The following is a 20,211-nucleotide window of genomic DNA, read 5'->3' on the forward strand; positions in this document are numbered from 1 at the left end:
CGGCCTCGCGCCATCAGGGGCAAGTTATGCCTTGGGCGGAGTGGTGGTTTCGCGCACCACCAGCCGGGCCTGCAACACCTGCTTGCCTTCCACCTGTACGCCGCCCAGCGTCGCCTCGACGGCCCTGCGGGCGATCTCCTTCATCGGCTGTTCCATCGTGGTGAGCCTGGGCGTCGCCACGGCGCTTTCCGGCACGCCGTCGAATCCGATCACTGAAACATCATCAGGCACTGTCCGTCCGCTGCGGAACAGCCAGTCCACGGCAAACATGGCGATCTTGTCCGACATGGCCAATATCGCCGTCGGTTGCTCGGTCCCGGCAAACATCTCCGCCATGACCTCATGCGTGCTGGCCTCGTCCTCGCGCGTCTCGAAGACCGGCACATCGGCGCGATCTATCCCCGCCGCTTCCATGGCCTGCCAATAGCCCCGCGCCCGGTCGCGCGAGGAGGAATAGGTCGCCGATTCCACATAATCCACGTCGACACGCCCGGCATGGCCGTGGCTGAGCATTGCCGACAGGATGGCCAGCCGCCGGTGCCCCAGCCCGATAACATGCTCGGCCGCCACGCGTGCACCGGTAATATTGTCCACCCCGATCGCCGGAATATCCCGCGCCGCCGCCGCGCCGATGGCCAGCGCCACAAAGGGCAATTGCCGCTGCCGCGTGATCTCCACCAGCCGCTCGCCGCCCTCGACGCAGAGCAGGATGAAGCCATCCACCAGCGCCGACTGCACATTCCAGTCCAGCCGCTCGTCGCTGCGCGCCGAAACCAGCGCCACGCCGGCCCCGCGCGCATCGCAGATTTCCGATATCTCGGTCATCAGGTGGCGCGCCCACGGATCCTCGAAGAAATAGCGCAGCGGCTCGATCGCCGCCACGCCCACCGCATTGACCTTGCCCTGCCGCAGCAGCCGCCCGGTCACGCTGGGGCCGGCATAGCCAAGCTCCTTGGCCACGGCCAGCACATGCTCGCGCACTTCGTCGCGCACGACTTCGGGCTTGCTGAACACGTTGGACGCCGTGCCTTGCGACACGCCCGCCGCCTTGGCCACGTCCTTGAGCTTGATGCTCGTTTCACCCTGCCGCGTCACTGCCCGCCGAACTCCTTTGCATCATGCCCTCTCCTAACAGAATTTTTGTATCGGTTCAAATTTCGCTTGACTCGGCCGTGTATCAGTCCCATTTTGAACCGGTTCAACGCATTTCCACATTGGCATTTTGAATCGATCCAAAGGAGACTGAAAATGATCCCCGCCAGCTACCTGTTCAAGGATATCTATCGCCAGCACTGGGAAGAACCCGAAGCGCCCGTCGCTATCAAGAGCCGCCGCTTTCCCGATGGCTTGATGCGTCCGCTCGCCCGCGCCGTCAGCGCCTTGCTGGCGCGCCAAGGCAAGATCCGCAGCCATCATAGCGGCGTCCACGCCTATGAGTGACCCCACCTGCCGCCCCGGCCGGTCTTCGGCTCAGATGCCGAGGCCGGCCGTCCGGCGCAGCACCACGCCCTGCACCCGCCAGCCCTGGTCCGGCTCGTCGGCCAGCTGATAGACCGCCTCATAGAGCCGCTGGTCCGCCCCGACGAATTTCACCACCTGCAGCACATCAGTTTCGCTGCTCCGGTTGAATTCGCCAAAGCTATGCGATCGCGACTCCCCGATCGCCCCATAGCCGGCCGCGACAATCGCCTCGTCGAACATCTCTGGCGCCTCGCCGAACTGCATGCGGAACCCCTGTCCCGCAAAACCCAGCGCCGCTGCGCCATCCTGCGCCCGAAACGCCGCGATCTGCCCGCTGACCACCGCCCGCCAGGGTGCCGGATCATCCTGTGCCACGCCCGGCGCCACCAGCGCCGCCAGCAGCATTGCCACTGCCATCATCATGCGCATCGCTCACCTCCCGACGGCCCTGCCGCCACAGTTTCGCCCTCAAATGGTACGCGCCACACCCTATTCGACACAAACTCGAACCGCATTCGCATGGCTTACTGGCACCATTGCGAAGACATGGACGACGGATCCCATGCATAAATCTACGTCCATCAAGCGGAAAAGTTTCAGGCTCTACGCCATTGCCTCGACGGCCCTTATTGGCCTCGGTTCGATGGCTGCCCTGATTGCCGGCGTCACACCGGCCACCGCCGCGAACCTGGCCAGCCAGCCCGACACCCAGATTGCGGTGTTCATGGTGCCCCTGACCATTCTTGTCGTCGCAATACTGTTCGAAGCCGCGCGGATTGCCTTGCGCGGTGCTTTGCCGGCGGAAGCTCCAATTCGCCGTTCGACCCGCCGCCACTGGTCCCCTGGCCAGGGCGAGGGTTGACCTCCCTGATTCCCGACGTCACTAGGCCGGCCTTGCGCCGGCCTTTTCTTTTCCGACCTTCGGCCTATTGCTGCCCCGCGACTCCGGGTCCACAGTCAGCACTGCGGTATGCTGGGATTCACGTCAGGGCGCGCCGAAAATGGTGGGATTCGAGAACCGGAGCGGAGCGTACGTTCTGTACGTGAGCACCGGAAGCGCAGAGCCCGCCATTTGCAGGCCGCCATCACGTGAATCCCAGCGTACCGAGGAGGACTTCAACATGCTTGTCGATACCATCCTGCAAACCAAGGGCGTGATCGTCCACACCCTGCCCGAAACCGATACGCTTGCCGATGCGGTGCGGCTGCTCAACGCTCACAATATCGGCGCCGTGGTCATCACCGATACCGGCGGCGCCATTATCGGCATCCTGTCCGAGCGCGACATCATCCGCCGCCTCGGCAAGGACCCAACGGGCGCCCTCTCCCTCACCATAGCCAAGGCCATGACGCGCGGCGTCGTCACCTGCACGCGTGACACCAATATCGCCGAAGTCATGGAGCGCATGACCAGCCTGCGCATCCGCCATATGCCCGTCGCCGAAACCGGCGAACTGATCGGCATCGTCTCCATCGGCGATGTGGTCAAATTCAAGATTCAGGAAGCCGAGCGCGAGGCCGAAGTGCTGCGGGAATATATCGCTTCATAGCTCTGGCGATCCGCCGCGAAATCCATTGACGGTGCCGCTGCGCCGCCACTAGGCTCGCCGCTGCGCATCGGATCGCGCATCGCCAACCCCGGGCCTTCCATGCTGCAGAGTTTCCTTCTCGTCCTCCTCGGCGTGGCCGCGGCCCAGGCTTCGCCCGGCCCCAACATGTTCGCCGTCATCGAAACCGCGCTCGGCCGTGGCCGCCGCTCGGCTTTGCTGGTGGTGGCCGGCATTGCCTCGGGCACCCTGGTCTGGGCAGCCCTGGCGTCGCTCGGGCTCGGCGCCGTCTTTGCCGCCGTTCCCGCTTTGCTCACCGCGCTCAAATTCATCGGCGGCGCCTATCTCTGCTATCTGGGCTTTCGCGCCTTGCGGGCCGTGCTCCGCGGCGGCGAGGCGACCCTGCGCGCCGAAACCCGTGCGGTCTCCGACCTGGCCGCCTGGCGCCGTGGCTTCTTCGTGGTCATGACCAATCCCAAGGCCCTGATGATGTGGCTGGCTCTGGCCACCTTCCTGTTCGGCACCGGCCTCAATCCCGGCCAGGTCCTGCTTGTCGGCCCGGTCGTCGCCCTCTCGGCCACGCTGATCTACGGCTTTTACGGCGTCATGTTCTCCACCGGCTTTGCCAGCCGCGGCTATGCCCGCTTCTGGCGCTGGATCGAAGCCGCCTTCGGCACCGCCTTCAGCGCCCTGGGCATCACCCTGCTCATCTCCGGCCTGCGCGATATCAGGCCGTAGCGGAGGGCGCATGAAGCGACTGTTCTTGTGGATTCTGGGCATCATCGCGGTACTGGCCGTCGCCCTGTTCCTCGCCTTCAAGCTGAGCCCCTGGCCCACCGTCCTCGTCATCCAGTATGCCTTCGGCAAGGGCGACGCCGCCTCCGAGGCGCGGCTTGTCAAGCATGTGCCATCAGGCATCTTCACCCGCACCGACCTGCCCTATGGCACCGGCCCCGCCGAAGTCTTCGACCTCAACCTGCCCCCGGACGCCACCGGCCCGCTGCCCGTCATCGTCTGGGTGCATGGCGGCGCCTGGATTGCCGGCAGCAAGGCCGGCGTCGCCAACTATCTCAAAGTGCTGGCCGGCCAGGGCTATGCCACGGTCGGCGTGGAATATTCCACCGGCTACGGCACCAGCTACCCCACCCCGGTCCGCCAGGTGAATGCCGCTTTGGGCCACATATCGGCCAATGCCGCCGACCTCGGCATAGACCCGTCGCGCATCATCCTGGCCGGTGATTCCGCTGGCGCCCAACTGGCCGCTCAGGTCGCCAATATCATCACCGACCCCACCTATGCCGGCCAGGTCGGCATCGCGCCGCTGATCGATCCGGCGCAACTGCGCGGCGTGCTGCTGGTGTCAGGCGCCTATGACATGCAGGCCGCCACCGTCCCCGGCGGCGACATGTCGTGGTTCGTCAATACCGTGCTCTGGGCCTATTCGGGCGTGAAGGATTTCGTCGAGGACGAGCAGTTCACCCTCGCCTCCGTCGCCCACTATGTCACGCCAAACTTCCCGCCCGCCTACATCACCAGCGGCAATGGCGACCCGCTGTCGCCCCAGGCCGAACGCCTCGCCGCCTCCCTGTCCGGCATGGGCGTACCCGTCTCCAGCCTCTTCTATCCCGCCGACCACGAACCTGCCCTGCCGCACGAATACCAGTTCAATCTCGACACGCCGGAAGGCATGGCATCGCTCGACAAGATGCTCGCCTTCCTGCGAACCACGCTGGCGTCGCCGTAACCCCATCTGCCTACCCTCTCCCCTTGAGGGAGAGGGTGGTTCTTCCGCGTCCAGCGTAAGAACCGGGTGAGGGGTCCCGCGCCCTCCCATGCTTCAATGCAGGTGGATAGAAACCCCTCATCCGCCCTTCGGGCACCTTCTCCCTCAAGGGGAGAAGGGAAGGAGCCACGGGGCCGTCAACGCTCATCCCAACCGCATCAGCCCCGCCCCTGTCGGCCTAAACCCGCATTGCCGGTAAAACCCCTCCAGATGCGGCTCGAAATCCACATGCAGCCACTGTGCCCCACGCACCCGCGCCACGTCAGCCGCGCGCTCCACCAGCCGCAACGCAATCCCCTGCCGGCGAAACGCCTCATCCACGCAGGTATCGAGAATGAAGGCATGCACGCCGCCATCCCAGGCGACATTGACGAAGCCGACCAATCGAGCGCCGTCATAGGCGCCAACATGCGTCAGGCTCCGCTCCAGCAGCAGCTGGAAGCTCGCGTGACCTTCGTCGCCCCAGGCCGCCAGCCACAGCCGGCGCATCGTCTCGTCCGTCGGAAACGGGTCCGTCACGATCTCAATGGTCAAAGTCCGCCTCTTTCGTAGAAACTGTTTGGAAATGCGCTCCGGTGAGTCAGCTGGCGTGATTTTCGAGAACCGGAGCGCAGCGTACGTTCGGTACGTGAGCACCGGAAGCGCAGAAAATCGCGTTAGATGGCCGCCGAAGTGCTTTTCCAGACAGTTTCTTACCAACCTGACCAAGTCTTCATACCCCCCGCAAGGTCCTGAACAGGCGGCACAATCTAGGGTCATTCCTGCCGGATCAACCGGCTCCCATGCAAAGGACCCTACCATGAAGACGATCACCACGACCGCCATTGTGGCACTGATGACGGCCACTCTCGGCCTGACCGCCATTGTCCCCGCCTACGCGCAGGATGCCGCGCCCACCCAGGAACAGACCTTCCGCCAGGGCGGCCCGGGCTTCCACCTCCGTCAGGACGGCTACGGCGGTCCCGGCCGTGGCGGCCTTGTCGATTTCCTTGGCGGCAGCAGTGAAGCCGTCGAAATCGCCCTCGTCCGTCTCAGCCACGCCGTCGAGATGACATCAGAGCAGCAGGCTCTGTTCGACACCCTCAAGACCGACGCGCTGGCCGCCGCCGAAACCTTCACCACCGCCACCGAAGCCCTGCGCCCCGCCGAAGGCCAGACGGCCGAAGCGTCGACCCTCTCCGAGCGCTTCGAAAACCGCATCGCCTTCGAAACCGCGCGTCTCGCCGCCCTCGAAGCCGTGCAGCCGTCGCTCACCGCCTTCTTCGACAGCCTCACCGCCGAGCAGCAGGCCCAGCTGACCCCGCAGCGCCCCGATCATGGCGGCAATTTCGGCAAGGGCGGCCCGCGCCATATGGGCCAGCAGGGCGGCCCGGATGCCCCAGCCCCCGCCTCCAAGGGCTAGGCAACCCGCAAACCCCGGCGCTCAACCGCCGGGGTTTGCTTTTGTCATGCCTTCCACTACCAATCGGAGACCACCCGACTGGATAGATCATGACCGCCCTGCCCCTCGATCCCGCCCGTATCCGCGCCGAATTCCCCGCCTTTGCCGAACCGTCCCTCCAGGGCCAGGCCTTCTTCGAAAATGCCGGCGGCTCCTATACGTCGCGCGCCGTGCTCGCCAAGCTCGACCACTATTATCGCGCCACCAAGCTCCAGCCCTATGGCCACTACCCGGCCTCGCAGGCGGCCGGCGCCGCCATGGATCTCAGCTTCGAGCGCCTCGCCCAGGCCCTCAACGTCACCGCCGACTGGATCCATTTCGGCCCCTCCTCCTCGGCCAATACCTATGTGCTGGGCAAAGCCTTCGGCGAATATCTCAAGCCGGGCGACGCCGTCATCGTCACCAATCAGGATCATGAGGCCAATACCGGCGCCTGGCGCAAGCTGGCCAAAATGGGCGCCGAAATCCGCGAATGGCAGGTCGATCCCGCCACCGGCCGCCTCTCCCTGTCAGATCTCGACAAGTTGCTCGACAGCAAGGTCAAGCTGATCGCCGCGCCGCATTGCTCCAACGTCTCCGGCGAGATCAATCCCATCGCCGACATCGCCGCACGGGCGAAGTCCATCGGCGCCGTCACCGCCATCGACGGCGTCAGCTATGCCCCGCACGGCCTGCCGGACCTCACGGCCCTCGGCGCCGACATCTATTTCTTCTCCGCCTACAAGGTCTATGGCCCCCATCAAGGCGTCATGGCCGTGCGGCCGGAGCTCGCCATGTCGCTGCCCAATCAGGGCCATTTCTTCAATGACGAAAAGCCGCGCTACCGGCTGACCCCGGCCGGCCCCGACCACGCCCAGATCGCTGCCGCTTCCGGCATTGCCGACTATCTCGAAACCGTCGCGTCCATCGCCGGCAACAGCGTCGAAGGCGCTGACCCCTTCCGCCGCGCCCACGCCGCCATGCGCGCCCAAGAAGTGGCCCTGGCCACGCCCCTGCTCGACTATCTGCGCAAGAAGAATTCCGTCCGCATCATCGGCCCCGATGATCCCAACCTGCGCGCGCCCACCATCGCCCTCGGTCTGGCCGAACCCGGCGCCGCCGTCGCCGCGCGCCTGGCCAGGCACAACATCATGGCCGGCGGCGGCCACTTCTACGCCTACCGCCTCCTCGAAGCCGTCGGCATCGCCCCCGACCACGGCGTGTTGCGCCTGTCCTTCGTGCATTACACGACGCCAGAGGAGATACAGCAGCTCATCGCCGCGCTGGATGCGGAGCTGAAATAGGCCCCAGCCTACTGGGAACACCCTCCCCCTTGAGGGGAGGGTAGCGCCGCTAGGCCCGCAGGGCCGTAGCAGAGCTAGGGAGGGGGTGTCGAAGGCTCCGCGAACTCCATAATACACGCGGAACCTCCGACACCCCCCACCCTTGATCCCTCCCCACGAGGGGGAGGGAGACGACTGCCACCTCCGCATACCAGCTGGCAGAAGCCAACAACGAGTCCCCAAAAAATGTCCCGCCCCGTCGCCGCCCTGCTGCTCCTGATCTGCACCATGCTGTGGGGCTTTGCCTTCATCGCGCAGAAGTCGGCCATGGATTCCATGGGTCCACTGACCTTTGCCGGCGTCCGCTACCTGCTCGGCGGCCTGCTCATCCTGCCACTGGCTCTATGGGAGCGCCGCCGCCGCACCGAAAAGCTGACTGGCGTGAATTGGGCCTTTATCCTGGCCATGAGCACGGTCTTCCTCATCGGCTCCTGGCTGCAGCAGGCGGGCCTCGCCACCACCACGGCCACCAATGGCGGCTTCCTCACCGGGCTCTACGTCTTCTTCGTGCCGGTGCTGGGCTTCCTGCTGTTCCGCACCCGCCCCCACCCGATCATCTTCGTCTGCGTGCCGCTGGCGCTGATCGGCATTTACTATCTCAATGGCGGCGGGCTCGACAGTTTCACCGAGGGTGACGGGCTCATCGTCATCAGCGCCGTATTCTGGGCCATGCATGTCATCCTGCTCGGCCATGTCGCCCGCGCCACCGGCCTGCCCATCTTCGTCTCCGCCGTCAGCTTCCTGTTTGCCGGAGCGGTCGCCCTGTCGCTGGCTTTCGCCCTCGAAACCCCGAGCTGGGAAGGCATTTCCGCCGGCTGGATCGAAATCGCCTATGCCGGCATTCTCTCGACGGCGGTGGCTTTCACCTTCCAGGCTATCGGCCAGCAATATGTGCCACCCGCCAATGCCGCCATTATCCTGTCGGCCGAAAGCCTCTTCGCGGCCATTGGCGGCGCGCTGATCTTGGGCGAACGCCTGCCGCCCATCGGCTATGCCGGCGCCACCCTGATCTTTCTCGCCATCCTCGCCGTCGAGGCCCTGCCGCCGCTATGGGAGCGGCGCCGGGCCCATGTAGCGCGAACGACGAATTAGCGGAACAACCCTCAAAGTCTCCCCACCCACGATGTCACCCCGGCCTTGAGCCGGGGCCCATCCCGAGATCATTCCACAGCCGCAAGGTCGCCCTGACCAGCCGCGCTAGCCGACACACCCCAGGATGGATCCCGGCTCAAGGCCGGGATGACACCGAGAGTGTGCAACATGGGGTCCCAACTCAGGCAGCAGTCCGCCTCCTACTCCCCATACCGATACATCTGGTACGTCTTGCAGATCACGAAGGCCACGCAACCCTTCAGCGTGATCTGGTCTTCCCCCACCTGTGTGATGGTGCCGCTGGCATGTTTGCCATAAATGTTGAGGTCGCCCTTCCACTGATGCGGCTTCACCTGCCGCGCATGGTCGATCAGCAGCGTATTGAGATAGGGCAGGTTTTCTGCATTGTCGGCGCCATTGCCCAGCCAGATCAGCGTGCCGCACAATTGCGTGCCATCCCCGCACAGTTCCACGCTATAGCGGGAATCCCGCATCTCGATTTCCCAGATGCCCTCGGGAGAGGCCAGTGCCGGCTGCGCCAGCAGCGCCAATGCGCCAAGCACGAGAACAGGTTTCCGCATCACGAATACTCCAGGCTGTGGACAACCAGCCTGCCCGAGCCAAGCTGAACTGCTCCTGAACGATATCTGACCAATCGCGTCACGTCCCCGTCATACAAGATCGTTAAGTCTTGCCCCGTTCCGGCCCATCCCCCATTGGCCCGAACCTGCCGCGCCCCACGTCCCCAACGTCGCGCCCGGCCTTTTGGAGAGTGCGGCCGCCAACCCCCACTCTCCCTGCCGATCCAGTCGGCATTCTGGCCGCCCCGCCGGGCGGCCTCTTTTTTCGACGAAACGATGAACTGAACTAAGCCTCGGCCAGCGCCATCTGGATCGTCACCACAGGCGTTCCCATTTCGGTGTCGTCCTTCTGGCCCATGGCCAGCCAGCCGCGCCGTTCGTAGAAATGGCGCGCCCGCTCGTTGAATGCCCGCACTTCGAGCCGCCGCGCCCCCTCGCCTTCCGCCCGCGTCATCATCGCGCGCCCGATCCCGCTGCCGATGTGATCGACCGCCACGTGGATGGAATGGAGATAGGGCCTGTCGAGATGATACATGCCGACCACCGCCCCGTTCAGTTCGGCCACCATAATGTCCTGCCAGCACGCCTGGGCATAGCCGCGCGCTGGATGTTCCCGCACGAAACGCGCGCGCGATTCCGCACTCACATGCGGCCCCCAATGCGCAAACCAGGATTGCTCCAGCATGTTGCCGAGCGGAAGAATATCCGCGGCAACGGCCTTGCGAATGACGATGTCGGCCATACCTTCCCCCATGAACCTGTTGATGGCTGCCTGCTGGCGCTTCATGCGCGGCGGCACAGGGTCTATTGCCTTAACTCGTCACCGCCGCAACCACGAGACCCCAGCCCGAAATGGCCAAGCTCTATTTTTCCTACGCGGCGATGAATGCCGGCAAGTCCACCCTGCTGCTGCAGGCCGCCTATAACTATCGCGAGCGCGGCATGCGGCCGCTGCTCTACACCTCCGCGCTCTATGTGGAAAACGGCATCGGCCTCATATCCTCGCGCATCGGCATTTCCGAGCCGGCCGAACTCTATTCGGCCCAGGACGACCTCTACCATTCCATCCGCGAGGAAACCGAAACCGGCAAGGTCGATTGCGTCTTCGTCGACGAAGCCCAGTTCCTCACGCCCGACCAGGTCTGGCAGCTCGCCCGCGTCAGCGACCGCCTGCGCATTCCGGTCATGTGCTTCGGCCTGCGCACCGATTTCCAGGGCAATCTCTTCCCCGGCAGCCGGGAATTGCTGGCCATTGCCGATACCTTGCGCGAAATTCGCACCATCTGCGAATGCGGCGCCAAGGCGACCATGGTGGTGCGCCAGAGCGCCGATGGCCGCGTGCTCACCGCTGGCGACCAGGTATCGATCGAAAAATCGGTCTATATCTCGCTCTGCCGCAAGCACTGGGAAGAAGCTGTTGGCCGCTGGCCGGTAAAAGGACCCTGATCATGCAATCGAATACCGACGAGCCCAAGGGCGCTCTGACCATCCGCACCCTGGCCATGCCGGCCGATACCAATCCGTCCGGCGACATTTTCGGCGGCTGGGTGCTGAGCCAGATGGATATTGCCGGCTCCATCGCCGCCCACGAACGCGTCAAGGGCCGCACCGTCACCGTCGCTGTCGAAGCCATGACCTTCATCGCCCCGGTCAAGGTCGGCGATGTCCTGTGCATCTACACCACGGTCGAGCGTGTCGGCACCACCTCCATCACCGTGGGCATGGAAGCCTGGGCCCGCCGCAACCGCCTGGCCGACCGCGTCAAGGTCACCGAAGGCCGCTTCGTCTACGTCGCCCTCGACGACGACGGCCAGAAACGCCGCATCGATCCGTGAGCCTGCCCGATTCAAGCTGAACGATTTCGTTCAGCCGGCGTTCAGGCAGCACGTGGTTTGTTGCCGCTATCGACCGGACCCGGTCGCGTTGGAGTGTGTTTATGAACATCCGCCTGCTCGTCGCCGCTATCGCCGCCATGGTCGCGGTCAGCATTGTCCCGGCCTTCGCCGATATTGGCCGGACAACGCAGCAGACCAGGGTCTACCAGAGCAACAGCGCCAGTTCCGCCCTCATCGGCACCCTGCCGGCAGGGGTAAACATCGAGGGCCAGTGCCAACGCGATGGCTGGTGCCAGATCAGCGGGGGCGGTCTGAGCGGCTGGGTGCAGCGCAACGACGTCGTCCTCCAATCGGTCAGCCCGCCGCAGCCACAGCCTCAACCCCAGCCGCCCCGGCCGCAGCCGCAACCCCAACCCCAGCCAAATCCGGGCTGGCCATGGCCGCAGCCGTGGCCGCAGCCACAGCCGCCGCGCCCGCAGCCGCCGGTCTTCGACAATGCCGAGGCCTGCTTCTATAGCGAGCGCAGCTTCCGCGGCTCCCGCTTCTGCGTCGATGCAGGCGATTCCTACAGCCGCCTGAACAACTGGGACAACAAGATCCGCTCGGTCGAGGTCTTTGGCGGCGCCCGTGTCGATCTCTGCAGCGACGAGCGCTATCGCGGCTACTGCGTTACTCTGCGCAGCAGCGCCTCGCGCCTGCCGGTCGAGCTTGACCGCCGCGCCTCGTCACTGGACGTTTACTAAGTTGGCAAACCAATATTCACCGGAACTCTTTCTTCTCGGTTCCGTTTCTTGAACAATCAAAAAGCTGAAGCGTCATCGGCCGCCAAGCGTCGCCCCATCCCGGGGCCGGTCGAAGCACAGAGGAGCACAGACAGATGAATCGCCACACTCGCAAGATGTTGCTGAATATCGCCACCGGCATCGCCGTGGCCGCAACCGCCGCCGTCGTCTTCCTGCCGGCTGCCTATGCAGCACCCGGCGTCGTGACCGGCAATGTCAACGTGCGCTCCGGTCCGGGCACCAATTATGGTGTGGTCGATGTCGCCGCCCGCGGCACCCAGGTCGATGTGCAGCGCTGCCAGGGTTCCTGGTGCTATATCGTCAAGCCCGGCCCGGACGGCTGGGTTTCCGCCAGCTATCTGAGCGCCGGCGGCCGCCCGGTCAATCCGAGCCAGCCCGGCCTCAGCTTCGGCTTCACCATTGGCGGCCCCAACGGCCCGCAGATCAGCATTGGCGTCGGCAACCAGCCGCCGGTTATCCGCCCGCAGCCCCCGGTCATCCAGCCGGTCTATGACGAAGTCTGCTTCTACGACCGCACCAGCTTCCGCGGCACCAGCTTCTGCATGGAATCGGGCGACAGCATCCGCAACCTGGGTGATTGGACCGACCGCATCTCCTCCATCGAAAACCGTGGCGGCCTGCAGGTCCAGGTCTGCTCGGAAAGCAGCTATCGCAACTGCCGCACCTACACCACCAGCGCCTCTTCGCTGGGCGATTTCGACGACTACGTCGCTTCGGTGCGCGTGCGCTAAACGGCGAACACAGTTCACAGCAAAGGGCGCGGCTCCAGCCGCGCCCTTTTTGTTTTGCCCCTTGGAGCGGGCCGCCTGCCGCGCTAGGCTGGCACCATCGAGAGCATCCGGGATTCAGCCATGCGTCATGTCACCCGCTTCCTGACGGCCCTTGCCGCCATCACGCTACTGGCCATGGCGCCAGCCTTCGCCGCTTCCGAGGCCGGCACCCATGCCTGGAGCAGCAATACGCTCATCCTGCGCGAAGGCCCGGGCCTGGCCTATGCCGTGACCGGCGAAATCGCCGCCGACCAGCAGATCAAGGTGCTGCGCTGCCAGAAACTGTGGTGCAACGTCGATGGCCCCGGCGGCCGCGGCTGGACCGGCAAGCAATCCGTGGTCTTCGGCCTCACCCCGGCCGACTGGCCCGGCGGCGTCAATCCCGATTATCCCGCCGGTGGTCCCGGCATGGTCTGCTTCTACCAGGGCACCAACTTCACCGGCGCCGAGCTCTGCGTCGGCTCCGGCCGCGTCATCAACGACCTGGCTCTGCTCGGCCTCGACAACAGCTTCGCTTCCGTCCGGATCGACGGCAATGTCTCCGCCGCTGCCTGCCGCGACCGCGGCTTCCAGTCCTATTGCGAGCGCATCATCGCCTCCCAGCCCACCCTCGCCCCCTACCTCCGCCGCGCCCTGTCTTCGATCCGGGTGTATTGAGGCGTCTTAGCTCGGTCGCCCGCCCCACTTTGAGCGGTCCGCACGACACCATCGTCCCGCCTAACTCCCCTTGAGGGGGAGTGTTTGGCCGCGTGGAGCTTGGGGGTTTCCCTTCTCCCCTTGAGGGAGAAGGTGCCCAAAGGGCGGATGAGGGGTTCTGCGCTACCCACAACCATTGGAGCATGGAAGAGCGCAGCACCCCTCACCCGGAAATCCGCTGAACGCGGATTTCCACCCTCTCCCTCAAGGGGAGAGGGCAGGCTGAGGCGTCAATGTTCATCGTCTCCCTCCCCCTTGTGGGGAGGGATCAAGGGTGGGGGTGGGCCACGCCCACCATGCCTCATTCATCTTTCCACGGCTCTGCCCGCCCATTCTGACCACGCCCCCTAAACACCCCATTCAGCGCCAGTTCAGCGCCAATACTGTCTATTCCCCCTCGAAAACGGGCGCGCTTCACGCTCCCTACAAGTCAAACGAGGGTTATCGAAATGAACATCAAGCACATCACTGCTGTGTCTTCCGCCGCTGCCGTTGTCCTGCTGTCGACTGCTGCCGCTTTTGCCCAGCCCGGCATCGCCACCGGCGCGGTTAATGTCCGTACCGGGCCCGGCACCTCCCACGCCAAGGTCGGCACGCTCAGCGCTGGCGAACTGGTCGATGTCCTCGACTGCCAGGGCTCCTGGTGCTTCGTCGATCGCAATGCCGGCACTGATGGCTGGGTCTCGGCCAATTACCTCAAGCCCGCCGCCGCCCAGCCGGCGCCCGGCCCGTCCAAGCCCGATATTCCGTTCAATTTCGGCGTCACCGTCGGCCCCGGCGGCCCGGCCTTCTCCTTCGGCATCGGCGATGCGCCGCTGCCGGCCCCGCCTGCCCCCGCCGCGCCCAAGGTCTGCTTCTTCAAGAGCACCAATTTCAGCGGCAGCCAGTTCTGCGTCAGCCCTGGTGATAGCAATCCGACCCTGGCCGGTAGCTGGAACAATGCCATCTCCTCGATCAGCGTCGAGGGCGGCGCCCAGGTCACCATCTGCAAGAACAGCTGGTATGGCGGCATGTGCACCACCATCACCACGTCCAAGAGCTCGCTCGGCACCTACGACAACGCCATTTCGAGCTTCCAGGCGCTCTGAACCCTCGCTCCGATCAGCCAGCGCCACTCCTTCCGGGGTGGCGCTGCATTGTTGCTGCGGACCGATGGATTTCGCCAAAACTCCGGCCTACCATGCCCCCGCTGACCCGAGTCTGTGAGGAGACGCCAGAGGGCAGCTTTGGGGGAGACAACAACTATGCCACGCATATCCGAATACTATTTTCGCACCGCGATCCTGTTCCTGATCGTCGGCATCGCCATCGGCATTCACATGTCGATCAGCCAGAACCACAATGTCATCGGCGCCCACGCCCATATCAACCTGCTCGGCTGGGTCACGTCGGCCGTGTTCGGCGGCTATTACGCCCTGAACCCGGCCAAGGCATCCGGCCGCCTGCCGATGATCCAGTATTTCGTCTATGTCATCGGCGTCGTGCTGATGGCCGTCTCGCTCTACCTGCTGCTGCAGGGCAATACCGCCCTCGAGCCGCTGGTCGCCGCCGGCTCGCTCATCACCTTCGCCGGCGTCCTGCTCTTCGCCTGGGTGGTGTGGACACCCGCGCGCTAGAAGGTTCCAAAAATACGTCGAGCGCCGTCCTTTTGGACGGCGCTCTGTCTTGGCAGCATCTTTGCTGGGAATGCAGGGACTGACGCTGCCAACTCCGGGAGGAGATCGGCGGGGTTACTCCCCGAAAAACATCGGATACAGCCGGTCGGCATAGGGCAGCACCGCCTGGGCATGCACCATGCCGCTTTCCCGCGCCCGCTGCGCCTCGGCAATATGCAGCACCATGTCCTGGCGCAGTTCGGCCTTCTGCTCGTCGCTCAGCGTCGATGCCTCCAGCATCGCCACCACGTCGCGGAACATCGCGTCGAACTCGTCCTGCGGAATGGTCGCCATATAGCCGGTCACCACCTCGTCAAACGTGGCGATCCAGTCCGCCTCGCCGAACCCGGCCGCGGCGATATAGCCGTTATAATCGAGCTCCAGGAACACATCGCCCGCGCCGTAATAGATGTCCTCGCCGCTCTCCTCGGAGATTTTCTCCATGATGGTCACGACAGTGCCCGCGCGGTTCATATCGAGCGCCGCAACCGGCACGGCAAACCCCGCCAGCGCGGCAAAAGCCAGAATCGTCTTCTTGAAAAACTGCATCTTCTTGTCTCTTAGAAAGTGAATTTAAGCCCAACCGACCCGGAGATCGACGGATCGCGCCCATTGGTCGCCGCATGCACCGAGCCTGACAGCGCAAAATTGTCGGCAATCTGGTGATCCAGTTCGAGCCCGGCGCGCAGCCAGGTGGCGCTTCGCGTGCCCCCGCCCAGGCTGAAATCGAACAGCCCGATCACATTGCCCTTGGCCGCCGGCGCGTCGCCGCTGCGATGCACCACTTCGAAACTGGTGGTCAGCGTGGTCTGCGCGGAAAATTCGGTCACCGCCGCCACGCCCAGCCGCATCTCGGCCATGCCCAAAGTCTGCGCATCGAAATGCGCCGGAAACGGCCCGCCGGTCTCGGTGAAGGCGGCAATATGCTGCCGCCCGAACGCCACCGACGCCCACGGATTGATCGTCGTATTGCCGATTTCGGCAGCCCCGAGCCAGTCCGCCCGCAGCCGGATCACGCCCGAGCCGAGGCTCGTCTTGCCGTCCGAATAGGCCGTCGCCGCGCCATTGCTATAGCCGCGATGCATCTCGGCCTGCCAGCCGCCCAGCATGCCGGTCAGCGACAGCAGCAGCGGCGTGCCGTCAGGCTGCCAGTCCACCTCGCCGATCACATATTGCCCGTTGAGTCGGCTGGAGCCACCCAGCGCCAGCGTCTGCCAGGAATGGCTGGTGCCCACGCCCAGCCCCGCCTTGACGCTGCCACCCAGCAGGTCAATGCAGCCGCCGGCTTCCGCCAGCCCCAGCCCCGTGCCGCTTTCCCCATGCAGCCCGAAATCGCCGGTGGCCCACATGCAATGGCCATCCTCCAGCCGCCCCTGCTGCATCAGCGGCCGGTGATGCGCCCCGTTCATCGGCAGCCAGGTCAGGAACTCGCCGGCACTGGCAATCTGCGTCGTCGAGAACAGCGAGCGCTGATATTCCGCCACATCCATCAGCCCGCCATCGCCGCCACCATCGCCAGTGACGCGGGCGATGAAGGCGCCCGACCCTGGCTCAGCGGTGCTCATGAGCCCGGCAATAACCCGTCCATTGTCAGAAACCGCCGTGGCTTCGGTCAGCACCTGCCCGTCTGCCAGCGTAACCCCGTGCCGCTCCAGCCAGTCATGCATGGATTCCATGCCGGTTTCTTCGGTCCAGCGGAAGGCCAGCCTGTCATCTTCCTCCTCGCTCGCTTCGGCTGCTGCGTTGCTCCAGCCCACGATATAGGCGCCATCGCGCGATACGGCCTTGGCCTCGCTTTCCGCATCGGAGCGCGAGGGCACCAGCGTACCCAGGTCATACATCTGCACATTGGCGCCGACGCCGCCCGCGGCGCCTTCCACCCAGCGGAACGCCCGGCTGATACCGTCCGGATCCGCCGCGGCGCCGACAACGATCCGCCCATCCGCGGAGATATCACGCGCGGTGGACCAACCGTCCTCGACCCCGGTGAACGAGCCGAGATCGAGCGGGGTTCTGGCGCCCGGACTGCCGGCCTCCAGCCCCGACAGGTCCCAGCGCACCGCCCGCGAAGCGGTCGCATTGCCGTCGCTATAGCCGGCGGCATAGTGGCCATCGTCCGAAATCGTCCAGGCGGCCCAGTTATTGGCATCGTCCAGCCCGTCGAGCCGATACATTTCCTCATTGTCCACCTCGCCGGTGGTCGCGTCCTTGATCCAGGCCCAGGCACGGGTCATGCCGGGGCGGATATAGGAACCAACCACCCGCGTGCCGTCACCGGAAACATCCCGGGCCGCCATATGGGCATTGGGAATAGCGGGATAGAGCAGGCCCAGGTCGATCGGCACGCCATTCGGCGCATCCCACAGGAAGGCCCGGTTATAGCCGGCCAGGTTCTGCGAATAGCCGACCACCCAGCGGCCATCCCCGCTCATGCCGTAGATGAGCGACGTGCCGACCCCAAAACCGGGCAGGCTCGTCACCCCGCCGGGCTCCTGGTAATAGCCGGTATAGATGCGGTTGAACGCGTCATAGACGTTGCCGACGAAAATGCTGCCATCGGCGCTGAGCGCCGGAATGTCGTAATAATGGTAACCGAGGTCCTGCCGCGACGGATCGATGATTTCCCCCGCCGCCTCGGCCCGGGGGACCGTCACGATGGCCGTCGTGCCCAGCAGCATTGCCATGCCCGCCAGCCGCCATGCCCCGCGCCTGCGCGGCGCCGTGCCGAACGATCGTGTTGCCATGTCCCTCTCCTGAAACGCAAAAACGGCCCGGAACTGGGCCTGGCCTGCGAACTAGGAGACGGCGGCGGCGCGTTCAACGCCGCGGCCCTTGAGGCATAATCATTGCTGCCGCGCATAACCGTCCGCGCGGCCAAAACAAAAGACGCCACCCTGTTACAGGGTGGCGTCACCGATCGGTTCTGCGTTTTGGGAATGCAGGGGAACCGACCGGAACACGACGGACCTGTAGCGTCCGTATAAGCCGGTCGTGGAACCGCCTAGAACGCCGCCTTGATCCCCACCGAGCCCGCAACACTGGGGTCGCGGCCATTGGTGGCCATATGCAGCGAGGTGGACAGCGCCAGGTTCTCGGTCACCTTATGGTCGAGCTCGAGCCCGGCCCGCAGCCAGGTCTGCCCATAGCTGCCGCCCCCGATATTGAAGGCGAACAACCCGTCCACGCTCCCCTTCGCCGCCGCGGCCGTGCCGCTGCGATGCGCCACTTCGAATGTGGTGCTCAGCTTGGTCTGGGCAGAGAATTCCGTCACCGCCGTCAGGCCGATACGGATATCGGCGCTCGACAGATTCTGCGCATCGAACCGCGCCGGAAACGGCCCGCCGGTTTCGGCATAGCCATCCACATGCACATGGCCGAACCCGATGGAAGCATAGGGATTGAAGCTGGTATTGCCGATCTGCGCCGCTTCCAGCCAGTCCGCCCGCACCCGCACCACGCCACCAAAGGCATTGGTCTGCCCGCTCGACACCGCCGTCGCCGCGCCATTGGAATAGGCCCGCTCGATATTGGCCTGCCAGCCGCCCAGCATGCCGGTCACCGAGAACAGCAGCGGCGTGCCGTCGGGCTGCCAGTCGGCCTCGCCCAGCACATATTGCCCCGCCATGCGCGCCGATCCGCCCAGCGCCAGGTCCTGCCACGAACGGCTGATACCCACCGCCGTCCCCAGCCGCACCGAACCGCCCGCCAGATCGACACAGGCCCCCGCCTCGGCCAGCCCCATGCCGGTCGACGTCCCGCCATGATGGGCCAGGTCACCCGTCGCCCAGGCGCACATGTCCCCGCTCAGGTTCGGCGTCATCATCAAGGGTCGATGATGCGCCCCGTTCATCGGCAACCAGCTCAGATACTCCCCGGCATTGGCAATGCCCGCCGACGCGAACAGCGTCTGGTGATATTCCTTGACATCCATGATGCCGCCACCGCCCCCAGGGCCCGGTCCTGGCCCAGGCCCAGGGCCGTCAGCGTTGAGGCGCACCAGATAGGCCCTCTCGTCGTCGCCGACATTCATTGTCCCGACAATGACCTGGCCATCGTCGGAAACGTCCCTGGCGACCTTCAATATCCACGAGCCGATATCCACCCCTTCATCGGCAAGCAGGCCGGCAACGCTGACCATCCCGTCCTCTTCCGACCAGCGGAAGGCTATGCTTCTGCTGCCCGCGGCGGGTTCCGAGGAACCAACGACATAGTGTCCGTTGGAAGAAATCCCTTCTGCCCGGCTCTCATTGCCCCCCAGCGTGCCCAGGTCGCGCATCTGCAAGTTGCCCTCCACGCCGCCTGTACCGCCCTCGGTCCAGAGGAAAGCGCGCGCGCGCCCATCCGCGATCGTCGACGTCCCGACCACCTGCGTGCCATCACCCGAAACCGCGCTGGCCCAGGATGTCGTACCGCCCAGGTTTCCGAGCGGCACACCATCCTGGGGCCCACTCGTTTCGATGTCCGTGACGTCCCAGCGCATGGCGCGTTGGTACACAAAGCCGTCCAGCACCCTCTGGTAGGTTCCGACAACAAAATTGCCATTGTCCGAGATCGCTCTCGCATTGGTTTCAGCCGTGTCCGCCGCCACCAGTTGAAACATCTGTTCGTTATGCGACACCCCGCCCGTCGCCCCGCTGACCCAGATAAAGGCGCCGCGATTTGATAGCTCATCCCGGTTTGACCAGCCCACGACCCGGCTCCCGTCGCCCGAAACCCCAGTTGCACCGGAATAGCTGCGCGTTTCGCTGTCGATCAGGCTGCCCAAATCCTGCGGAACGCCCCCATTCGTCCAGCGGAATGCGCGCGAAAGCCCATGCTCGAAAACCGTGCTCCCAACCACCACGCTGCCATCCCCGGAAAGGCCGGAAATAACCACTTCCCGCACAGGCCCGGGGACCTCGACCACGCCGCTTGGCGTGTAATATTTTGCGCCCGCCACGTAGATGGTCCCGTCATTGCTCACCGCAATACCATCGCGGGCCGGACCATGGTCGTCCCAGAGATTGTCGATCCGCGCCCCATATGCCGGCGCCAGGCCGGCCAGCGCCGTCGTCGCCAGCAGTCCCGCCGCGAGCACCGACGACCGCAATCGCAAATTTCCCGGACCCATCTCGTTCTCCCACAATACAAAAGACCGGCCCCTTTCACGGGTGCCGGTCCTGCCAACTAGGTGACTCTGTTCATCCTCTCAACGCAGCGAACCGGCACGCATAACCATTGCCCTC

At 64.9% G+C, this 20,211-nt stretch carries 23 protein-coding genes; 15 read left to right on the forward strand and 8 right to left on the reverse strand.

Annotation, left to right across the window (positions count from 1 at the left end; genetic code table 11):
* Nucleotides 1-24: 24 nt before the first annotated feature.
* Nucleotides 25-1,095: a LacI family DNA-binding transcriptional regulator gene (locus FPZ08_RS09325; RefSeq protein WP_146289718.1), complete on the reverse strand. Its 1,071-nt coding sequence runs from the start codon at nucleotides 1,093-1,095 to the stop codon at nucleotides 25-27.
* Between the two features lie 153 nt (nucleotides 1,096-1,248).
* Between FPZ08_RS09325 and FPZ08_RS09330 the strand changes: the two genes are divergently transcribed.
* Nucleotides 1,249-1,440 carry a hypothetical protein gene (locus FPZ08_RS09330; protein ID WP_146289719.1) on the forward strand — a complete coding sequence of 64 codons (192 nt, stop codon included), beginning with the start codon at nucleotides 1,249-1,251 and terminating at the stop codon, nucleotides 1,438-1,440.
* A gap of 30 nt (nucleotides 1,441-1,470) precedes the next feature.
* Here FPZ08_RS09330 and FPZ08_RS09335 read toward each other — a convergent pair whose 3' ends face one another.
* The gene (locus FPZ08_RS09335; RefSeq protein ID WP_146289720.1) at nucleotides 1,471-1,890 is read right to left on the reverse strand and encodes a DUF4864 domain-containing protein; all 420 of its coding nucleotides are present in this window, start codon (nucleotides 1,888-1,890) and stop codon (nucleotides 1,471-1,473) included.
* Nucleotides 1,891-2,023: 133 nt separating this feature from the next.
* Here FPZ08_RS09335 and FPZ08_RS09340 point away from each other — a divergent pair, with 133 nt between their 5' ends.
* The 4 genes from FPZ08_RS09340 (at nucleotide 2,024) to FPZ08_RS09355 (ending at nucleotide 4,752) form a co-directional block, all read left to right on the forward strand.
* Nucleotides 2,024-2,323 (forward strand): hypothetical protein, encoded by a 300-nt coding sequence (locus FPZ08_RS09340; protein ID WP_146289721.1) that lies wholly within the window; start codon nucleotides 2,024-2,026, stop codon nucleotides 2,321-2,323.
* Between the two features lie 259 nt (nucleotides 2,324-2,582).
* Entirely contained in the window at nucleotides 2,583-3,011 is a 429-nt protein-coding gene (locus tag FPZ08_RS09345; protein ID WP_146289722.1) for a CBS domain-containing protein, read from the forward strand.
* A gap of 99 nt (nucleotides 3,012-3,110) precedes the next feature.
* Nucleotides 3,111-3,746: a LysE family translocator gene (locus FPZ08_RS09350; RefSeq protein WP_146289723.1), complete on the forward strand. Its 636-nt coding sequence runs from the start codon at nucleotides 3,111-3,113 to the stop codon at nucleotides 3,744-3,746.
* Between the two features lie 10 nt (nucleotides 3,747-3,756).
* Nucleotides 3,757-4,752, forward strand: coding sequence for an alpha/beta hydrolase (locus FPZ08_RS09355; protein WP_146289724.1), 996 nt, complete (start codon nucleotides 3,757-3,759; stop codon nucleotides 4,750-4,752).
* 183 nt (nucleotides 4,753-4,935) lie between these two features.
* Here the strand turns inward: FPZ08_RS09355 and FPZ08_RS09360 are convergent, their stop codons facing one another.
* Nucleotides 4,936-5,280 carry a GNAT family N-acetyltransferase gene (locus FPZ08_RS09360; protein ID WP_146293048.1) on the reverse strand — a complete coding sequence of 115 codons (345 nt, stop codon included), beginning with the start codon at nucleotides 5,278-5,280 and terminating at the stop codon, nucleotides 4,936-4,938.
* Nucleotides 5,281-5,590: 310 nt separating this feature from the next.
* Between FPZ08_RS09360 and FPZ08_RS09365 the strand changes: the two genes are divergently transcribed.
* The 3 genes from FPZ08_RS09365 (at nucleotide 5,591) to FPZ08_RS09375 (ending at nucleotide 8,646) form a co-directional block, all read left to right on the forward strand.
* On the forward strand, nucleotides 5,591-6,193 hold the full coding sequence (locus FPZ08_RS09365) for a Spy/CpxP family protein refolding chaperone (protein ID WP_186767279.1): 603 nt from the start codon (nucleotides 5,591-5,593) through the stop codon (nucleotides 6,191-6,193).
* A gap of 89 nt (nucleotides 6,194-6,282) precedes the next feature.
* On the forward strand, nucleotides 6,283-7,515 hold the full coding sequence (locus FPZ08_RS09370) for an aminotransferase class V-fold PLP-dependent enzyme (protein ID WP_146289726.1): 1,233 nt from the start codon (nucleotides 6,283-6,285) through the stop codon (nucleotides 7,513-7,515).
* A 225-nt stretch (nucleotides 7,516-7,740) separates the two neighbouring features.
* Nucleotides 7,741-8,646, forward strand: a complete 906-nt coding sequence (locus FPZ08_RS09375; protein WP_146289727.1) for a DMT family transporter — start codon at nucleotides 7,741-7,743, stop codon at nucleotides 8,644-8,646.
* 200 nt (nucleotides 8,647-8,846) lie between these two features.
* On the opposite strand, the gene FPZ08_RS09380 is transcribed toward FPZ08_RS09375, so the two are convergent.
* Both FPZ08_RS09380 and FPZ08_RS09385 read right to left on the reverse strand, forming a co-directional pair.
* Nucleotides 8,847-9,227: a DUF2147 domain-containing protein gene (locus FPZ08_RS09380; RefSeq protein WP_146289728.1), complete on the reverse strand. Its 381-nt coding sequence runs from the start codon at nucleotides 9,225-9,227 to the stop codon at nucleotides 8,847-8,849.
* 286 nt (nucleotides 9,228-9,513) lie between these two features.
* Entirely contained in the window at nucleotides 9,514-9,969 is a 456-nt protein-coding gene (locus FPZ08_RS09385) for a GNAT family N-acetyltransferase (RefSeq protein WP_186767280.1), read from the reverse strand.
* A gap of 110 nt (nucleotides 9,970-10,079) precedes the next feature.
* Between FPZ08_RS09385 and FPZ08_RS09390 the strand changes: the two genes are divergently transcribed.
* From FPZ08_RS09390 to FPZ08_RS09420, 7 genes are all read left to right on the forward strand, one after another.
* Nucleotides 10,080-10,673, forward strand: coding sequence for a thymidine kinase (locus FPZ08_RS09390; protein WP_146289730.1), 594 nt, complete (start codon nucleotides 10,080-10,082; stop codon nucleotides 10,671-10,673).
* Between the two features lie 2 nt (nucleotides 10,674-10,675).
* Nucleotides 10,676-11,062 (forward strand): acyl-CoA thioesterase, encoded by a 387-nt coding sequence (locus FPZ08_RS09395; protein ID WP_146289731.1) that lies wholly within the window; start codon nucleotides 10,676-10,678, stop codon nucleotides 11,060-11,062.
* A 101-nt stretch (nucleotides 11,063-11,163) separates the two neighbouring features.
* A complete protein-coding gene (locus tag FPZ08_RS21905; RefSeq protein WP_186767281.1) occupies nucleotides 11,164-11,805 on the forward strand; it encodes a peptidase inhibitor family I36 protein in 642 nt (213 codons plus the stop codon).
* 134 nt (nucleotides 11,806-11,939) lie between these two features.
* Complete coding sequence (locus tag FPZ08_RS09405; protein WP_146289732.1) at nucleotides 11,940-12,596, forward strand: SH3 domain-containing protein; 657 nt, start codon at nucleotides 11,940-11,942, stop codon at nucleotides 12,594-12,596.
* Nucleotides 12,597-12,716: 120 nt separating this feature from the next.
* Entirely contained in the window at nucleotides 12,717-13,292 is a 576-nt protein-coding gene (locus tag FPZ08_RS09410) for an SH3 domain-containing protein (RefSeq protein WP_146289733.1), read from the forward strand.
* Between the two features lie 488 nt (nucleotides 13,293-13,780).
* Nucleotides 13,781-14,419 carry an SH3 domain-containing protein gene (locus FPZ08_RS09415; RefSeq protein WP_146289734.1) on the forward strand — a complete coding sequence of 213 codons (639 nt, stop codon included), beginning with the start codon at nucleotides 13,781-13,783 and terminating at the stop codon, nucleotides 14,417-14,419.
* Between the two features lie 156 nt (nucleotides 14,420-14,575).
* Nucleotides 14,576-14,947, forward strand: coding sequence for a heme-copper oxidase family protein (locus FPZ08_RS09420; RefSeq protein WP_146289735.1), 372 nt, complete (start codon nucleotides 14,576-14,578; stop codon nucleotides 14,945-14,947).
* Between the two features lie 114 nt (nucleotides 14,948-15,061).
* On the opposite strand, the gene FPZ08_RS09425 is transcribed toward FPZ08_RS09420, so the two are convergent.
* The 3 genes from FPZ08_RS09425 to FPZ08_RS09435 form a co-directional block, all read right to left on the reverse strand.
* The gene (locus FPZ08_RS09425; protein WP_146289736.1) at nucleotides 15,062-15,535 is read right to left on the reverse strand and encodes a hypothetical protein; all 474 of its coding nucleotides are present in this window, start codon (nucleotides 15,533-15,535) and stop codon (nucleotides 15,062-15,064) included.
* Nucleotides 15,536-15,546: 11 nt separating this feature from the next.
* Complete coding sequence (locus tag FPZ08_RS09430) at nucleotides 15,547-17,730, reverse strand: autotransporter domain-containing protein (protein ID WP_146289737.1); 2,184 nt, start codon at nucleotides 17,728-17,730, stop codon at nucleotides 15,547-15,549.
* Between the two features lie 257 nt (nucleotides 17,731-17,987).
* Nucleotides 17,988-20,075: an autotransporter domain-containing protein gene (locus tag FPZ08_RS09435; protein WP_186767282.1), complete on the reverse strand. Its 2,088-nt coding sequence runs from the start codon at nucleotides 20,073-20,075 to the stop codon at nucleotides 17,988-17,990.
* Nucleotides 20,076-20,211: the final 136 nt, after the last annotated feature.

Source organism: Devosia ginsengisoli, from assembly GCF_007859655.1.
GTDB lineage: Bacteria > Pseudomonadota > Alphaproteobacteria > Rhizobiales > Devosiaceae > Devosia > Devosia ginsengisoli.

Bases quoted from the DNA above. Each gene is read 5' to 3' on its own strand.
- FPZ08_RS09330 (WP_146289719.1), top strand. From the start codon at position 1,249: ATGATCCCCGCCAGCTACCTGTTCAAGGATATCTATCGCCAGCACTGG.
- FPZ08_RS09335 (WP_146289720.1), bottom strand. From the start codon at position 1,890: ATGCGCATGATGATGGCAGTGGCAATGCTGCTGGCGGCGCTGGTGGCG.
- FPZ08_RS09340 (WP_146289721.1), top strand. From the start codon at position 2,024: ATGCATAAATCTACGTCCATCAAGCGGAAAAGTTTCAGGCTCTACGCC.
- FPZ08_RS09345 (WP_146289722.1), top strand. From the start codon at position 2,583: ATGCTTGTCGATACCATCCTGCAAACCAAGGGCGTGATCGTCCACACC.
- FPZ08_RS09350 (WP_146289723.1), top strand. From the start codon at position 3,111: ATGCTGCAGAGTTTCCTTCTCGTCCTCCTCGGCGTGGCCGCGGCCCAG.
- FPZ08_RS09355 (WP_146289724.1), top strand. From the start codon at position 3,757: ATGAAGCGACTGTTCTTGTGGATTCTGGGCATCATCGCGGTACTGGCC.
- FPZ08_RS09360 (WP_146293048.1), bottom strand. From the start codon at position 5,280: ATGCGCCGGCTGTGGCTGGCGGCCTGGGGCGACGAAGGTCACGCGAGC.
- FPZ08_RS09365 (WP_186767279.1), top strand. From the start codon at position 5,591: ATGAAGACGATCACCACGACCGCCATTGTGGCACTGATGACGGCCACT.
- FPZ08_RS09370 (WP_146289726.1), top strand. From the start codon at position 6,283: ATGACCGCCCTGCCCCTCGATCCCGCCCGTATCCGCGCCGAATTCCCC.
- FPZ08_RS09375 (WP_146289727.1), top strand. From the start codon at position 7,741: ATGTCCCGCCCCGTCGCCGCCCTGCTGCTCCTGATCTGCACCATGCTG.
- FPZ08_RS09380 (WP_146289728.1), bottom strand. From the start codon at position 9,227: ATGCGGAAACCTGTTCTCGTGCTTGGCGCATTGGCGCTGCTGGCGCAG.
- FPZ08_RS09385 (WP_186767280.1), bottom strand. From the start codon at position 9,969: ATGGCCGACATCGTCATTCGCAAGGCCGTTGCCGCGGATATTCTTCCG.
- FPZ08_RS09390 (WP_146289730.1), top strand. From the start codon at position 10,080: ATGGCCAAGCTCTATTTTTCCTACGCGGCGATGAATGCCGGCAAGTCC.
- FPZ08_RS09395 (WP_146289731.1), top strand. From the start codon at position 10,676: ATGCAATCGAATACCGACGAGCCCAAGGGCGCTCTGACCATCCGCACC.
- FPZ08_RS21905 (WP_186767281.1), top strand. From the start codon at position 11,164: ATGAACATCCGCCTGCTCGTCGCCGCTATCGCCGCCATGGTCGCGGTC.
- FPZ08_RS09405 (WP_146289732.1), top strand. From the start codon at position 11,940: ATGAATCGCCACACTCGCAAGATGTTGCTGAATATCGCCACCGGCATC.
- FPZ08_RS09410 (WP_146289733.1), top strand. From the start codon at position 12,717: ATGCGTCATGTCACCCGCTTCCTGACGGCCCTTGCCGCCATCACGCTA.
- FPZ08_RS09415 (WP_146289734.1), top strand. From the start codon at position 13,781: ATGAACATCAAGCACATCACTGCTGTGTCTTCCGCCGCTGCCGTTGTC.
- FPZ08_RS09420 (WP_146289735.1), top strand. From the start codon at position 14,576: ATGCCACGCATATCCGAATACTATTTTCGCACCGCGATCCTGTTCCTG.
- FPZ08_RS09425 (WP_146289736.1), bottom strand. From the start codon at position 15,535: ATGCAGTTTTTCAAGAAGACGATTCTGGCTTTTGCCGCGCTGGCGGGG.
- FPZ08_RS09430 (WP_146289737.1), bottom strand. From the start codon at position 17,730: ATGGCAACACGATCGTTCGGCACGGCGCCGCGCAGGCGCGGGGCATGG.